At 74.5% G+C, this 14,658-nt stretch carries 12 protein-coding genes; 1 reads left to right on the plus strand and 11 read right to left on the minus strand.

The window, feature by feature from the left end; translation table 11 throughout:
• The 4 genes from ACGF4F_RS27425 to ald all read right to left on the minus strand — a co-directional run bounded on the left by ACGF4F_RS27425 (position 1) and on the right by ald (position 4,253).
• The gene (locus tag ACGF4F_RS27425) at positions 1 to 978 is read right to left on the minus strand and encodes a segregation/condensation protein A (protein ID WP_357441604.1); all 978 of its coding nucleotides are present in this window, start codon (positions 976 to 978) and stop codon (positions 1 to 3) included.
• A gap of 41 nt (positions 979 to 1,019) precedes the next feature.
• Complete coding sequence (locus ACGF4F_RS27430; protein ID WP_073838671.1) at positions 1,020 to 1,943, minus strand: ParA family protein; 924 nt, start codon at positions 1,941 to 1,943, stop codon at positions 1,020 to 1,022.
• Between the two features lie 190 nt (positions 1,944 to 2,133).
• Entirely contained in the window at positions 2,134 to 3,141 is a 1,008-nt protein-coding gene (locus ACGF4F_RS27435) for a site-specific tyrosine recombinase XerD (RefSeq protein ID WP_393081660.1), read from the minus strand.
• On the minus strand, positions 3,138 to 4,253 hold the full coding sequence (ald, locus tag ACGF4F_RS27440; RefSeq protein ID WP_393081663.1) for an alanine dehydrogenase: 1,116 nt from the start codon (positions 4,251 to 4,253) through the stop codon (positions 3,138 to 3,140). Before ald ends, ACGF4F_RS27435 begins: the two co-directional genes overlap by 4 nt.
• Before the next feature lie 288 nt (positions 4,254 to 4,541).
• On the opposite strand from ald, the gene ACGF4F_RS27445 reads away from it, so the two are divergent.
• Positions 4,542 to 4,796: a TM2 domain-containing protein gene (locus ACGF4F_RS27445; protein ID WP_393081666.1), complete on the plus strand. Its 255-nt coding sequence runs from the start codon at positions 4,542 to 4,544 to the stop codon at positions 4,794 to 4,796.
• 69 nt (positions 4,797 to 4,865) lie between these two features.
• Here the strand turns inward: ACGF4F_RS27445 and ACGF4F_RS27450 are convergent, their stop codons facing one another.
• The 7 genes from ACGF4F_RS27450 to ACGF4F_RS27480 all read right to left on the minus strand — a co-directional run bounded on the left by ACGF4F_RS27450 (position 4,866) and on the right by ACGF4F_RS27480 (position 14,643).
• Complete coding sequence (locus tag ACGF4F_RS27450; RefSeq protein ID WP_357441609.1) at positions 4,866 to 5,471, minus strand: NUDIX hydrolase; 606 nt, start codon at positions 5,469 to 5,471, stop codon at positions 4,866 to 4,868.
• Between the two features lie 67 nt (positions 5,472 to 5,538).
• The gene (locus tag ACGF4F_RS27455) at positions 5,539 to 7,296 is read right to left on the minus strand and encodes a CTP synthase (protein ID WP_393081669.1); all 1,758 of its coding nucleotides are present in this window, start codon (positions 7,294 to 7,296) and stop codon (positions 5,539 to 5,541) included.
• A gap of 150 nt (positions 7,297 to 7,446) precedes the next feature.
• Entirely contained in the window at positions 7,447 to 9,774 is a 2,328-nt protein-coding gene (locus ACGF4F_RS27460) for a hypothetical protein (RefSeq protein ID WP_393081672.1), read from the minus strand.
• Positions 9,774 to 10,907 (minus strand): glycosyltransferase family 4 protein, encoded by a 1,134-nt coding sequence (locus ACGF4F_RS27465; RefSeq protein WP_357441614.1) that lies wholly within the window; start codon positions 10,905 to 10,907, stop codon positions 9,774 to 9,776. Before ACGF4F_RS27465 ends, ACGF4F_RS27460 begins: the two co-directional genes overlap by 1 nt.
• Before the next feature lie 176 nt (positions 10,908 to 11,083).
• A complete protein-coding gene (gene murJ, locus ACGF4F_RS27470; RefSeq protein ID WP_393081676.1) occupies positions 11,084 to 12,766 on the minus strand; it encodes a murein biosynthesis integral membrane protein MurJ in 1,683 nt (560 codons plus the stop codon).
• A gap of 1 nt (position 12,767) precedes the next feature.
• Positions 12,768 to 13,631 (minus strand): hypothetical protein, encoded by an 864-nt coding sequence (locus tag ACGF4F_RS27475; RefSeq protein ID WP_393081679.1) that lies wholly within the window; start codon positions 13,629 to 13,631, stop codon positions 12,768 to 12,770.
• 58 nt (positions 13,632 to 13,689) lie between these two features.
• Positions 13,690 to 14,643, minus strand: coding sequence for a copper transporter (locus ACGF4F_RS27480; protein WP_387424449.1), 954 nt, complete (start codon positions 14,641 to 14,643; stop codon positions 13,690 to 13,692).
• Positions 14,644 to 14,658: the final 15 nt, after the last annotated feature.

The following is a 14,658-nucleotide window of genomic DNA, read 5'->3' on the forward strand; positions in this document are numbered from 1 at the left end:
TCACTCCTGCGTCGTTGCCGGGTCGTCGCCGGCGGTCGCGGGCGCCGCCGGGGCGGCCGGCTCCGGGGAGCCGGCGTACTCGTCGATGGTCAGCTCGGTGTCGCCGTCGGCGGAGCCGGTCCAGCGGACGGTCAGCTCCTCCAGGGCCTGCTCCTGGACGAAGGCGACCAACCCCTGCCGGTAGAGCTCCAGCAGGGCGAGGAAGCGGGCCACCACCTCCAGGGTGATCTCACAGTCGGCGCAGAGCAACGAGAAGGTGGCCGTGCCGGCCCGGCGCAGCCGCGCCGAAATGATCTCCGCGTGCTCCCGGACGCTGACCCGGACCATATGCACGTGCGCGATCGACACCTCGGGCACCGGCTTCGGGGTCATTGCCTTGAGCGCCAGCTTGAGCAGCCGCTCCGGGCCGATGCCGAGCACCAGGTCCGGCAGCGCGTCGGCGTACCGGGGTTCCAGGGTGACCGCCCGGGGGTAGCGGCGACCGCCGACCGCCTCCAGCTCGGCGAGGTGCGCCGCCGCCTCCTTGTAGGCCTTGTACTGCAGCAGCCGGGCGAAGAGCAGGTCCCGGGCCTCCAGCAGGGCCAGGTCCTCCTCGTCCTCCACCTCGGCGGCGGGCAGCAGCCGGGCCGCCTTCAGGTCGAGCAGGGTGGCGGCGATCAGCAGGAACTCGCTGGTCTCGTCCAGGTCCCACTGGTCGCCCATGGCCCGGATGTACGCGATGAACTCGTCGGTGACCTTGTGCAGGGCCACCTCGGTGACGTCGAGCTTGTGCTTGCTGATCAGCTGGAGCAGCAGGTCGAACGGGCCGGTGAAGTTGGCCAGCCGGACGGTGAAGCCGCTGCCCTCCCCGGCGGCGGCCGCCTCGACGGTGGCCGGGCCGGCGGGCACCACGCCGTCGACCTCGGCGGCCAGCTCGGCGGCGGCCACGGAATCGCCGGCGTCGGGTGGCGCCGGCGGGTCGAGGGGCGGTGCGGTCACCGGAAAACCGTAGTCCACGCTCCGGACACCCGGCGTTCGGCCTACCGCTCCGCCTGGGCGGCGATCACCTCACGGGCCAGTTGCCGGTAGTTGCGGGCGCCGGAGGAGGCCGGGTCGAGGGTGGTGATCGGCGCGCCGGCCACGGTCGACTCGGGGAACTTCACGGTCTTGGTGATCACGGTCTGGTAGACCTTGTCGCCGAACGCCTCCACCACCCGCTGGAGCACCTGCCGGCAGTGGGTGGTGCGGCTGTCGTACATGGTGGCGAGGATGCCTTCGAGCTCCAGGTCGAAGTTGAGCCGCTCGCGCACCTTGTCGATGGTGTCCAGCAGCAGCGCGACGCCGCGCAGGCTGAAGAACTCGCACTCCAGCGGGATGAGCACGCCGTGCGCCACGGTCAGCGCGTTGATCGCCAGCAGGCCCAGCGAGGGCTGGCAGTCGATCAGGATGTAGTCGTACTCCTTGCGGATCGTCTTGAGCACCCGGGCCAGGGCCATCTCCCGGGCGACCTCGTTGACCAGCTGGATCTCGGCGGCGGAGAGGTCGATGTTGGCGGGGAGCAGGTGCAACCCGGCCACATCGGTCTTGATCAGCACGTCGTCGGCGGTGACGTCGTCCTGCATGAGCAGGTTGTAGACCGACAGGTCGAGGTTGTGCGGGTTGACGCCGAGGCCGACGGAGAGGGCGCCCTGCGGGTCGAAGTCGACCAGCAGCACCTTGCGGCCGTACTCGGCCAGCGCGGCGCCCAGGTTGATGGTGGTGGTGGTCTTGCCGACGCCACCCTTCTGGTTGGCCATCGCGATGATCCGCGCGGGCCCGTGCCGGTCGGTCGGCATCGGCTCCGGGATCGGCTTGCGCATGGTGTACGCGGCCGGGTCGGCGGGGCCGAGGTCGGAGCCGAGCGTCGCCTGCTGCTCGCGGAGCTCCGACGTCCAGGTCTCGGCACGGTTCTCATTGCCAGCCATGTCCTCGTTGCCCCCTCCCGACGACCACCCGGTGTCGGAGCCGTCCGACGTCCTTCGCGGCGCCGCTGCGCACCCCGGTGTCGGCCCATGAGGTCCGCGCCGATGCCGACTGTACGCCACCCGCCAGCAGCGCGTTCGCTACCGGGTCGGCGTGTCGGCCGGCCGGCGGCTCCGGGCCGCCCGCCACCGGTCAGCCGCGTGCCCGCGGGTGGGCGGTCGCGTACACCTCACGCAGCCGGTCCACAGTGACCAACGTGTAGACCTGGGTGGTGGTCACCGAGGCGTGACCGAGCAGTTCCTGCACCACCCGGACGTCGGCGCCGCCGTCGAGCAGGTGGGTGGCGTAGGAGTGGCGCAGGGTGTGCGGGGATACCGCGCCGGGGCCGTCCACCGGCAGGCCGGCCCGCTCGGCCGCGCGGCGTAGGACGGCCCAGGCGCTCTGCCGGGTCAGCGGTCCACCGCGGGCGTTGACGAAGACGGCCGGGGTGCCCCGCCCGGCGGCGAGCAGCGCCGGACGGCCCCGGACCAGCCAGGCGCGCAGCGCCTCGACGGCGTACCCGCCGATCGGGACCAGCCGGGTGCGCCCGCCCTTGCCGCGCAGCAGCACCGTGCCCTCGTCAAGGTCCAGGTCGTCCACCGCGGCGCCGACCGCCTCGGAGATGCGCGCCCCGGTGCCGTACAGGAACTCCAGCAGGGCCCGGTCGCGCAGCGCGCGGGGCGCCGCGTCGCCGGCGGCGGTGACCGGGCCGGCGGTCTCCAGCAGCCGGAGCACGTCCTCGACCGGCAGGGCGCGGGGCAGCCGGCGGGGCGGGGTGGGTGGGCGGACGTCGCGGCTGGGATCGGCGCCGGCCAGGCCCTCGCGCAGCGCGAAGCGGTGCAGGCCGCGGACGGCGCTGGCGGCGCGGGCGGCGGAGGACACGGCCAGCGGCGGGTGCTCGGCGTCACCGGCCCGCAGCCGGGCGAGATGGCTCTCCACCTCGGCGGCGCCGACGGCGGCCAGGTCGGTCACCCCGGCGGCGGCCAGGGTGTCCAGGTAGCGCTCCAGGTCGCGGCGGTAGGAGGCGAGGGTGTTCGCGGAGAGTCCCCGCTCGACGGTGAGATGGTCCAGGTAGCCCCGGACGGCACGGCGCAGGGCCGGCGCGGGCTGCTCGCCCGGGCCGGCCTCGTCCACTGTGCTGGTCAGGCTGTCGCCTCTCAACCGATGACGTCGGCCAGCGGGAGGACGGCCATGCTGTGCGCCTCGGCGACCGGGCCGTAGACCACGTGACCGGCGTGGGTGTTCAGGCCCAGCGCGAGCGCCGGGTCGACCCGCAGCGCCTCCCGCCAGCCGCGGTTGGCCAACTCCAGGGCGTACGGCAGGGTGACGTTGGTCAGCGCGTGGGTGCTGGTGTTCGGCACCGCGCCGGGCATGTTCGCCACGCAGTAGAAGATCGACTCGTGGACCTTGTAGACCGGGTCGGCGTGCGTGGTGGGACGTGAGTCCTCGAAGCAGCCGCCCTGGTCAATGGCGATGTCGACGAGCACGCTGCCCGGCTTCATCCGGGAGACCAGTTCGTTGGAGATGAGCTTCGGCGCCTTCGCGCCGGGGACCAGCACCGCGCCGATGACCAGGTCCGCGTCGAGCACGGCCCGCTCGATCTCGTACGCGTTGGAGGCGACGGTCTGCAGGTGGCCGCGGTAGATGGCGTCGGCCTGGCGCAGTCGGGCCACGTTCTTGTCGAGCAGCAGCACCTCGGACTGCATGCCGAGCGCGATGGCGGCGGCGTTCATGCCGGAGACGCCGGCGCCGATGACCACGGTCTTGGCCGCGTACACGCCGGAGACGCCGCCGGGCAGCACGCCCCGGCCACCGCCGGTGCGCATCATGTAGAAGGCGCCGACCTGCGGGGCGAGCCGACCGGCCACCTCGGACATCGGGGCGAGCAGCGGCAGCGAGCGGTCGGGCAGCTCGACGGTCTCATACGCGATTCCGGTGACCTTGCGGTCGAGCAGCGCGTCGGTGCAGTCCCGGGAGGCGGCCAGGTGCAGGTAGGTGAAGAGCACCTGCCCCTCGCGCATCCGGTGGTACTCCTCGGCGATCGGCTCCTTGACCTTGAGCACCAGCTCGGCGGCGTCCCAGACCTCGTCGGCGGTGGGCAGGATCTTCGCGCCGGCGGCGGTGAACTCGTCGTCGGTGATGCTGGAACCGACGCCCGCGCCGGACTCGACGAACACCTCGTGGCCGTGGCGGGTGAACTCGTTGACGCCCGCGGGCGTGATCGCCACCCGGTACTCGTGGTTCTTGACCTCGCGGGGGATTCCGACCTTCACGATGCAGACACCTTCCTTCGGGGCTGCTCACCCCGGCTGCGGCGCCGCGGCGGCCCCTTTGCCGACGCAGTCCACCGGTCCCGCCGGCGGCAGTCTAGGCCCGTGCGAACTCCGCGGAGGGCAGCACAGTGACATCCGGTGCCCGGCGGTCCTGACGATGTGTCAGGCATGAACCGGGCTGGGCGGCGAAGACCGCCTCAGCCGTCAGGACACTTTTGGATAAACATCGTCCCACCGATGGAGTGCCAGTGCGGACAGGACGCCTCTGGATCACTAGGGTGTCCGCTCATGACCACTCCTTACCAGCAGTACCCCCCGCAGGGCGTCTCCGACAAGAGCAAGGTCGTCGCGGGCATTCTGCAGATCCTCCTTGGCGGTATCGGTGCCGGCCGGTTCTACATGGGCGACACCAAGACGGCCGTGATCCAGCTCATCGTGAGCTTCGTGACCTGCGGCTTCGGCGCGATCTGGGGCCTCGTCGACGGCATCCTGATCCTGGTCAACGGCGGTGTCGACGGCCAGGGACGCCCGCTGCGCGACTGAGCGCCGGCATCGACGAGCGGGGCCGCGCGGTGTCACCACCGCGCGGCCCCGCCGTCTGTCCGATCCGGCTCAGCGGGGCAGCGGCGCCCCCGGCCGGCGCAGCTCGGTGAAGCCGGTCTCCCGGGCCCGGGCGGCGGCGAGCACCCCGGCCACGCAGGCCGCGTTGGTGATCTCGCCGGCCAGCACCATCCGCACCGCCTCGTCGAGCCCGACCCGGACCACCTGCAGGTCGGCCTCCTCGTCGCGCCGATCGTGCCGCTGATCGGCGGGCACGTCGGCGAGATCGCGGGCCAGGAAGACCCGGACTACCTCGTTGGAGAAGCCGGGCGAGCTGTGCAGGTCGACCAGGACGTCGATGGTCCCGGCGGTCAGGTCGGCCTCCTCGGCCAGTTCCCTGGCCGCCGCGGCGGCCAGGTCCTCGCCGCTGACGTCCATCAGCCCGGCCGGCAGCTCCCACAGGTGCCGGCCGACCGGGTGCCGGTACTGCCGGATCAGCACCACCTGGCCGGCGTCGTCGAGCGCCACCACGGCCACCGCGCCGACGTGGGTGACGTAGTCGCGGGCCGCGGTGCCGCCGCCCGGCATGGTGACGTCGTCGCTGACCACCTGGAAGATCCTGCCGGACCAGATCTCCCGGTGCGCGGTCACCTCGTACCGGTGCTCGACCGCGCTCACGCCGCCCCCTCGCTCCGCTCCACGGCGGCGCGAGGCGCCGCGCCGCTGCACCTGCTGGCTCGCTCGCTCACGACGCGGACGTCGCCTTCGCCGCGGCGGCGGCGCCGTTGCGGCTCGCCTTCGCGGCCGCGGCCTCCGGCGGGGCGGTCGCCAGGTCGACCGGAAGCTGGTCGGCCTGGGAGTACGCGACGGCGGCCTTGACGAACGCGGCGAACAGCGGGTGCGGCCGGGTCGGCCGGCTCTTCAGCTCCGGGTGCGCCTGGGTGGCCACGAAGAACGGGTGCAGCTTCCGGTCCAGCTCGATGAACTCGACCAGCCGCCCGTCCGGCGAGGTGCCCGAAATCTGCAGGCCGGCCTTGGTGAGCTGGTCGCGGTAGGCGTTGTTCACCTCGTACCGGTGCCGATGCCGCTCGCTGACCTCGGTGCTGCCGTACGCCTCGGCGACCAGCGAGCCCTCGGCCAGCTTCGCCGGGTACGCCCCGAGCCGCATGGTGCCGCCCAGGTCGCCCTTGCCGGCGACGATGTCCTCCTGGTCGGCCATGGTGGCGATGACCGGGTGCCGGGCCTCCTCGTCGAACTCCAGCGAGTTCGCCCCGTTCAGGCCGGCCAGGTGGCGGGCCACCTCGATGGTCATGCACTGCAGGCCGAGGCAGAGGCCGAGCAGCGGGACGCCGTTCTCCCGGGCGTACCGGGCAGTGCCGATCTTGCCCTCGATGCCGCGGACGCCGAACCCGCCCGGGATGACGATGCCGTCCACGCCGGCCAGCGCGGCCGCCGCCCCGGCCGGGGTGACACAGTCGTCGCTCGGCACCCAGCGCAGCTGCACCCGGGCCCGGTGGCCGAAACCGGCCGCCCGGATCGCCTCGCTCACCGACAGGTACGCGTCGGGCAGGTCGACGTACTTGCCGACCAGCGCCACGGTCACCGTGTGCTGCGGCTGGTGCACCCGGTCCAGCAGGTCGTCCCAGCGGGACCAGTCGACGTCACGGAACGAGACGCCGAGCCGGCGCACCACGTACGCGTCGAGGCCCTCACGGTGCAGCACCTTGGGGATGTCGTAGATGCTCGGCGCGTCCGGGGCGGCGGTGACCGCTTCCCGGTCCACGTCGCAATAGAGGGAGAGCTTCTCCTTGACCTTGTCCGGGATGTCCCGGTCGCAGCGCAGCACCAGGGCGTCCGGCTGGATACCGATGCTGCGCAGCTGCGCCACCGAGTGCTGGGTCGGCTTGGTCTTCAGCTCGCCGGACGGCGCCAGGTAGGGCACCAGCGAGACGTGCAGGTAGAAGCAGTTGTCCCGGCCCAGGTCGTGGCGGACCTGACGGATCGCCTCGAGGAACGGCAGCGACTCGATGTCGCCGACCGTGCCGCCGACCTCGGTGATCACGATGTCGGGCACCTGGCCGTCGGCGTCCGGCTCACCCATGCCGAGGATCCGCGACTTGATCTCGTTGGTGATGTGCGGGATGACCTGGACGGTGTCGCCGAGGTACTCGCCGCGCCGCTCCTTGGCGATCACGGCCGAGTAGATCTGCCCGGTGGTGACGTTCGCCTTGCCGGACAGGTCCCGGTCGAGGAACCGCTCGTAGTGGCCGACGTCGAGGTCGGTCTCGGCGCCGTCCTCGGTGACGAAGACCTCGCCGTGCTGGAACGGGTTCATCGTTCCCGGGTCGACGTTGAGGTACGGGTCGAGCTTCTGCATCACCACGCGCAGCCCGCGCGCGGTCAGCAGGTTGCCGAGGCTGGAGGCGGTGAGGCCCTTACCCAGCGAGGAGGCGACGCCCCCGGTGACGAAAATGTGCCTGGTCGTCCGTGCTGAAGGGGCCAAGGCCTGCTCCCGTGTCGTCCGTAGCGGTCGTGCGAACCGCCGTGCCGACCACCGAAGTGATCACGCGATCCACGGGATTCCACGGTAACACGTTTCCCGGCCCGGACCGGCGCGGCACCCGGCGTCGGCGCACGTGAAGCCGGGTCCGGCTCACACCGTGGGGACCTCCGTCGATGCCGGACGGGCCGGGGCGGGCACCCGGGCCGGGCGCGCCTCGGCCCGGGCCCGCGTGCCCTCGTCGGTTTCCGAGGCGTCGGAACTGCCGCCGTCGTCGGCGCCCGGCTCGGCGGTTCGGGGCGGGTGCCCGCTCCTGGAGTGGCGCCCGTCGTCACCGGGGCCGGCCGGCCGCAGCCCGCTCTCGTCGCCCGGCCGGCCGCTGCCCGGCTGGGTGCGGTCGGTGGAATGGTCGAGCACCCGCAGGGCCGCCAGGGCCGCCATCGGCACCACCAGGGCACCTGCCGCCCCCGCCACGTCCAGCGCCGAACCGCCCAGCACTCCGCCGATGCCGGCGGCCACGCCGGTGCCGGCCATCGCCGCCCGGATCGCCGGGTAGATGCCGAACAGCCGCATCAGCCCGCCCCAGGGCTGGAGCAGGGCCAGCCAGACCAGCGCGGCGCCGGCCAGGGCCAGCACGGTGAGCGGGCTGTCCACCAGGGTCTGCAGGTTGGCGGCGCTGGAGCGGTGCACGGTGAGCCCGCCGGTGCCGTCGCCGAGCGCGGCCAGGAAACGGCCGACGCTGCCCCGCTCGACCGCCGGCCGGCGCAGGTCGACGACCGCGTAGCCGATGGTCAGCGCCAGCGCGGCCATGGTGGCCCAGGCCAGCCGGCTCACGGTCAGCCAGCCACCGGTGCAGATCGCGGCGGCGACGCTCACCCCGGCGGTGAGCGCGATCGCGCCGGTCGAGTCCGCCCCCAGGTACGGGCTGCCCACGACGACCACGGCGGCGCCGCCGACCGCGACCATCACCATCAGGCGCCAGGCCCGGGGCACGCGCTGCGCCAGCCAGCCCCCGCAGAGCAGCGAGCCGGCGACGAACACGCCGAGCCCGACGGTGCCCAGCCCGGTGTACCGGCCGCCCTCCAGGGCGGAGTATCCGACCACGCCGTTGAGCTGCAACCGGGAGCCGGTGAGCACGTCCACCCCGACCACCAGCGCGGCCAGGCCGGCCACCGCGCCGAGCGGGCCGAGGGTGCGCTCGTAGCCCGGACTGAGCCGGACGGCGGCCGTGCCACCGACGATCAGCAGGACGGTCACCAGGCCGAACCACCAGCCGGCGTACTCCCCCCGCCACCACGGCGCCGCATCGGCGAGCAGGGCGGCCGGCACGGCAAGCGCGGCGGCGATCAGCAGCAGTTCCACGACCGCCACCACCCGCCGGGACACCGGTTCGGGTCCGTGCGGGCCGGCATGCCGGCGGGCCCGGCGCAGCAGGGGCAGCACCGCGACGGCGAGGGCCACCTGGGCGGCGGCGAGCAGACCGAAGAACCAGCCGGCGACGCGGCGCTGGGCGGCTGCCTCGCGGTCCGCGTTGGCCGGCGCGTCGATCGCGGTACGCAGGTCGTCCGGCCGGCCGCCGACCGAGACGGCGGGACGGCCGAGGAAGAGCCGCTCGGGCATCGGCCGGCCCAGCGCGGCCAGGGCGGTCGGGGCCAGGTCGACCAGTTGCAGGTAGCCCTCCCGGCCGGTGCTCGGCGAGGTCAGCCAGCCCTGCTCCCAGCCCGGACCGTGGGCGATGGCCACCTGCAGCCGGGACGGCGCCTCGGTGTCGCCGACGCCGGCGACCAGCACCGCCGAGCGGGGCGGCCGGGCGGCGAGCACCCGGGCGAGCTGGGCGTCCACCTGCCGGGCCTGGGCGGCCCGGGTCGCCGGGTTCTCGCCGTCGACGCTGCCCAGGTCGACGATGCTCAGCACGCACGAGCCGAGCAGCCGCGCCGGAGCGGCGGGCAGGACCGGCTCGTACCGGTCGACCCGGCCGAACGGGCGGGCGGCGGCCACCGCGGCACCCGGCCCGACCGCCACCGAGCAGCGCACGGACTCGGGCAGCGCGCCCGGGGTGGCCCCCCAGGCGAGCTTGTCCTGGTTGTACGCGACGACGCTCTCCTGGTCGGGCAGGTTGGCGCCGATGCTGTCGGGCCGCTCGACGGTCACTCCGGCGGCCGGGCAGCCACCCGCCGGGCGGCTGCCGTTCCAGGCGGCGAAGTTGCCCGCGCCGAGGGTGAGCCAGCCGTCGACCGGGCAGGTGGGCCGGTGCGCGGAGCGTACCGAGAGGGAGCCGATGGAGCCCTCCTCCGCCATCCGCCACAGCGTGGGGGTGGTCTCCGGGTCCACGTCGTCCCAGCGCAGCCCGGCCACCCCGGCCAGCACCACGAAGTCGGCGCTGCGGCCGGGGCTGCCGTGCTGCGGCCGGGCGGTCAGCGCGGTGACGCCGAGCACCACCACCAGCAGGGTCAGCAGGACCGGGGTCAGTCGACGCAGCATCACCGGGTCCCCGTTGACAGCTCGGGCGCCAGTTCGGCGTAGAGGGCGGCCAGGGTGGCCACCGTGTCCGCCTCGGTCGGCCAGGTCGCCGCCCGGGCGGCGCCGCGGCGGGCCAGGTCGGCCCGCCCGGCCTCGTCGTCCAGCAGGGCGCGCACCGCCGTGTCCACCGCGTCGACGTCGCCCGGCGGGATCAGCACCGCGCCGTCGCCGACCAGGTCCGGCAGGCCACCGACGGCGGTCGCCACCAGCGGTACGCCGGCGCGCAACGCCTCCTGGGCGAACAGCTGCCGGGCCTCCCAGTCGCTGGTCACCACGGCGAGGTCGGCGCCGGCGAGCAGGTCGGCCACGTCGGTGCGGTGCCCGAGCAGGGTCACCGGGGCCCGGGCGGCCGAGATCCGCGCGGCGAGCTGGAGGTACGCGGGCCCGCTGCCGGCGATCACCACCACCGGCGCCGGGTGCCGGGTACGCCACCGGGCGGCGGCGTCGACCAGGATGTCGTACCGCTTCTGCGGGTGCAGCCGGCCCACGGAGAGGATGAGCGGGCGGTCGGCGGCGACCCCGAACTCGGCGCGGACGGCGGCCCGGCGGCGGCGCGGCGGAGGCAGTGTCGGCGCGGCGACCGGGGCGAGGCGGGCGTCGGCGGCGCCCAGGGCGGCGGCCCGCGCCACCAGGTCGTCGGAGGCGCCCAGGGCGACCCGCACGGAGCGGGCCACGATCCGCTCGGCGAGCCGGGACAGCCGGCCGCGCAGCCCGCCGGCGAGGACGGCGTTGTGCCAGGTGACCACCAGCGGGGCGGCCGGCCGGGCGAGGACGGCGACGAGGCCGGCCCGCAGCCCGTGGGCGTGCACGACGTCGACCTCGGCGCCGGACAGCGCCCGGCGCAGCGCGGCGACCGCCCGCGCGTCGGCCGGGGTGGGGCTGGCCGGGATCTCCACCGGCGCGAACCGGGCACCCACCCCGGTGAAGTCGAACTGGTCCTGGGTGGCGGCCGGGCCGCAGACCAGCACGGACGCGCCGGCGGCGGTCAGGCCGCGGGCCACCGAGCGGATGTGCTGGCCCACCCCGCCGGTGCTGGAGGCGAGCACCAGGGCGACCGAGCCGGGCCACCGCAGCGCCGACGAGGCGTCCGTCATTGCGCCCCCTCCGTTCGCGACTGCGGGGCTCGCAAACCCGGCTCACTCCTCGCGCTCACCGTGCGCCCCCTCCGTTCGCGACTGCGGGGCTCGCAAACCCGGCTCACTCCTCGCGCTCACCGTGCGCCCCCTCCGTTCGCGACTGCGGGGCTCGCAAACCCGGCCACTCCTCGCGCTCACCGGGTAAGAGTCTCCTTCCCGTCGCCCCGCTCCGGGGGGCGTTGCTCCTCCGGCGTGTCGGCGGCAGCCGGCCGTCGCCGCCCGAGCCGACGGGTCACGGCCGTGAGCAGCGGCCGCACGTCCCGCGCATCGGTCAGCCAGGCTACGGCGAGGAACAGGGCGCCGACCACGGCCCCGGACAGCATGCCCTGCACGAGCGCCCCGGCTGCCGTCGGGGTCCCGAGGCCGGCGAGCCAGCGGGCGGTGGCGGCCCCGCCGAGCCCCGCGACCGCAGCGGCGAGCAGGCCGGCGGCCCCGGCCCGACCGACGCCGGCCAGGGCGGCCCGGCCGGCGGAGCGGACCACGGCGGCGATCAGCAGGCCGCCGAGCAGCAGCATGCCCGCGGAGGTGGCGAGGGCCACCGCCAGCACCCGGTCGGCCAACGGCATCAGATGCCCGAGCAGGACCGCCAGGACCGGCACGGTCAGCCAGCCGACCGCGGTGGCGGCGGTCGCCGAGCGGGTCTCCCCCCGGGCGTAGAGGGCCCGGGTGAGGACGGCGAACAGGCCGTAGCCGAGCAGACCGGGGGCGAAACCGGCGATCGCGGCTGCGGCCGTACCGGCGGCCTCGGGCGCGAAGAAGAAGTGCCCGACGGGGATCGCCGTGCCGACCAGCGCGGCGGCGCCGAGCAGGCTGAACAGCACCACCCCACGCACCGCCGGGGCCAGGGTGGCTCGGTAGGTCCGCTCGTCGCCGGCCGCCCGGGCTGCCGCCAGGGTCGGGTACGCGGCCACGGCGAGCGGCACGGCCAGCACCGACCAGGGCAGGAAGTAGATGGTCTGCGCGATGTTGTAGATGCCCGGGTTGGCCTTCGACCCGTAGGAGACCTGGTTGAGCACCACGATCAGGGCGACCTGCTGGGCGGCGACGGTCACCAGCCCGGCGACGGCCAACGCACCGACCCGGGCGCGGGCCTCGGCGGGGAACCGGAAGCCGGGCCGCAGCGGCAGCCGCAGCCGGCGCAGCGGGACGAGCAGGGAGAGCGAGAGCACCACCACGCCGAGTGTCGTGCCGCCGGCGAGCAGCAGTTCACCACCCCCGCCCACCGTCGCCACGGTGGCCAGTCGCCCCTCCACGGCGGTGAAGCCGAGGTACACCGCGATGACGGTGACGCTGGATAGCAGCGGGGCGATCACCGGCCAGGCGAACCGCCGGTGCGCCTGGAGCACGCCGGTCAGCACGATGCCGACGCCGTACAGCGGCAGCTGGGGCGCGAACAGCCGCAGCATCCGCGCCCCGGCCTGCTGCTGCACCTCGCTGAGGCCGGAGCCCTGCAGCGCGACCAGCGGGTCGGCGAGCAGCGCGACCAGCACGGCCAGCGGCACCAGCAGGGCGAGCACCCAGGTGAGCAGGGCACCGGTGGTGGCGGCCACGGCCCGCCGGTCGCCCCGGTCGGCCGCCGCCGCCAGCAGCGGCACGACGAGGCTGGCCAGCGCCCCGCCCGCCACGATCTCGAAGATGAAGTTCGGCAGGTTGTTCGCCACCACGTACGCGCCACCGAGGTCGGTGGGGGCGAGCGTCCAGGTGAAGACGGCGGTCCGGCCGAAGCCGGCGAGCCGGCTGACCACGGTGAGGACGGCGATGAGTGCGGCCGCTCCGGCCACCCGGCCGGTGCCGGCGAGGGGGGCCGGTTTCGTCACGTCAGTCGTCGAGCCGGCCCAGCGCGTCGAGTTCCCGCAGCCCCGGGGTCTGCTGGATCACCTGGGTGAAGCTGACCTTCTCGCTGGCGGCGGTGAGGGCGGCGAGCACGGCGAGGACGCCGGCCCGGCCCAGCGGCCCGGTACGCGCGGCCAGGCTCACCCCGAGCAGCGCGCCGAGCGCGTTCGCGCCGCTGTCGCCCAGCATCACCCGCTCGTCGAGGTCGTCGCGGATCAGCCCGGCGGCGGCCCCGACCGCGCCCGCGGCGATGCCGCCGTACGGGCCGGTGGACAGCGGCGTGCCGAGCAGCATCCCCGACTTGAGCGCCCGGCCGGGGCGCAGGTCGAGCAGGTTGACCAGGTTGGCGGTGCCGGCCACCACGCCGGCGCCGAGCAGCACGTCCAGCCCGCGGCCGAAGGCGCCGGCGCGCTGCCGGCGGGGATGGGCGGCGACCCGGCGGTCGGCGGCGAGCAGCGCGGCCGCGCCGAGGCCGGCCGCCCCCACCCCGACGATCTTCACGAGCCCGGCGGTGACCCGGCCCTCGCGCAGCGCGGCCAGGTGCCCGGCGAAGCCCTTGGCCGCCTTCTGCTCGGGCCGCGCGCCGACGACGTCGTCGTACAGCCCGACCGTGCCGGCGCCCACGCCGGCGACCAGGGCGGCGGCGCCGGCAGGGGCGCTGCCCGCGCCGAGTGCGCCCGCGGTGGCGGCTCCGACGGCCAGGGCCGGACCGGCGGCCAGGGTGACTGTGCGACCGCGGAAGTTGGTGCGCTCGAGCGCCGGCGCGCCCGGCGATGTACCCACCGCCCGCAGCACGTAGCGGGCGGCTACCGCCCCCGCGCCGACGGCCAGCAGCCGACCCAGTCTCACGCGACTCCTCCGATCCGGATACCCAGCGCGACGCGGTGCAGAGCGGACGCCCGCTCGGTCACTGCGGCAGTTTAGGCAGCAGCCCGCCCGCGGCGTTGTCCCCGACACCGTACTGGCCGGCCTTCTTCTCGGTCAGCTGCTGCACCAGGGCGAGCGCGGTGACGACCTGACCCTGCACGGTGTTGGCGTTGTCGACGGTCGAGATGGTCTGCGAGAGCACCGGGTCGCCCCGGACCACGGCGACCACGTTGCCGCCGGCCGAGCCCATGCCGCCGACGACGAGCGCGCCGTTGTGGTCGAACTGCTCGGCGATCTTCACCACCGACTCGTCCTTCTTCGCCGAGTCCTTGTCGACGTACGGCTGCCCGGTGACCAGCACGACCGCCTCGGCCGGCCCCGCGACCTTGTTGTTCTCCGAGGTGAGGTACCCGGCGGTCGCGTACGTCTGCAGAACCACCTTCCGATCGGCGTCGGTGACCGGCGGGCTGCCCGCCGGCCGGTCCAGCAGGACGCTGGCCAGCAGGGCGCTGGAGGTCTCCACGCCGTGCCCGTTGCCCGGCAGGTTGCCGGTGGGCACGCTGTTGGGGCGGGCGGCGGTGACGGCCAACTCCAGCAGGTTGTTGTTGGTCGCGCTGTCCGGGCTGATGAACTTGTCCTGGATGTCGATGCGGCCGGTGACATTGGCCCCGGCGAGCTGGAGCATCTTCACCACGCCCTCGGTGTGCTCCCGGCCGGTGGACAGGCTGACCACCAGCACCCGGCGGCCGGCCAGCTTGCCGGGGAGGATGAGCGGCGCCGTCTCGGCGGCGAAGTCCTCCTCCATGTCCAGTTCCTTCTGGAGGCTGTTGACCGTCTGGCGCATCTGCTGGTTGTCCTTGCGCAGCGCGTTGACGTTCTCCTTGAGCGAGTCGGCGACCGGCCCGTTCAGGGCGGCCGTGCCGACCACCAGGCCGATCGCCAACGCCAGGAAGACCGCGGTCAGGGACACCACGTGGTAGCGGAAATTGATCACGCTTGCAGCCTCTTG

Origin of the sequence: Micromonospora sp. NPDC047740 (assembly GCF_043204735.1) — a bacterium.
GTDB lineage: Bacteria > Actinomycetota > Actinomycetes > Mycobacteriales > Micromonosporaceae > Micromonospora.

Bases quoted from the DNA above. Each gene is read 5' to 3' on its own strand.
- ACGF4F_RS27430 (WP_073838671.1), bottom strand. From the start codon at position 1,943: ATGGCTGGCAATGAGAACCGTGCCGAGACCTGGACGTCGGAGCTCCGC.
- ACGF4F_RS27445 (WP_393081666.1), top strand. From the start codon at position 4,542: ATGACCACTCCTTACCAGCAGTACCCCCCGCAGGGCGTCTCCGACAAG.
- ACGF4F_RS27465 (WP_357441614.1), bottom strand. From the start codon at position 10,907: ATGACGGACGCCTCGTCGGCGCTGCGGTGGCCCGGCTCGGTCGCCCTG.
- ACGF4F_RS27460 (WP_393081672.1), bottom strand. From the start codon at position 9,774: ATGCTGCGTCGACTGACCCCGGTCCTGCTGACCCTGCTGGTGGTGGTG.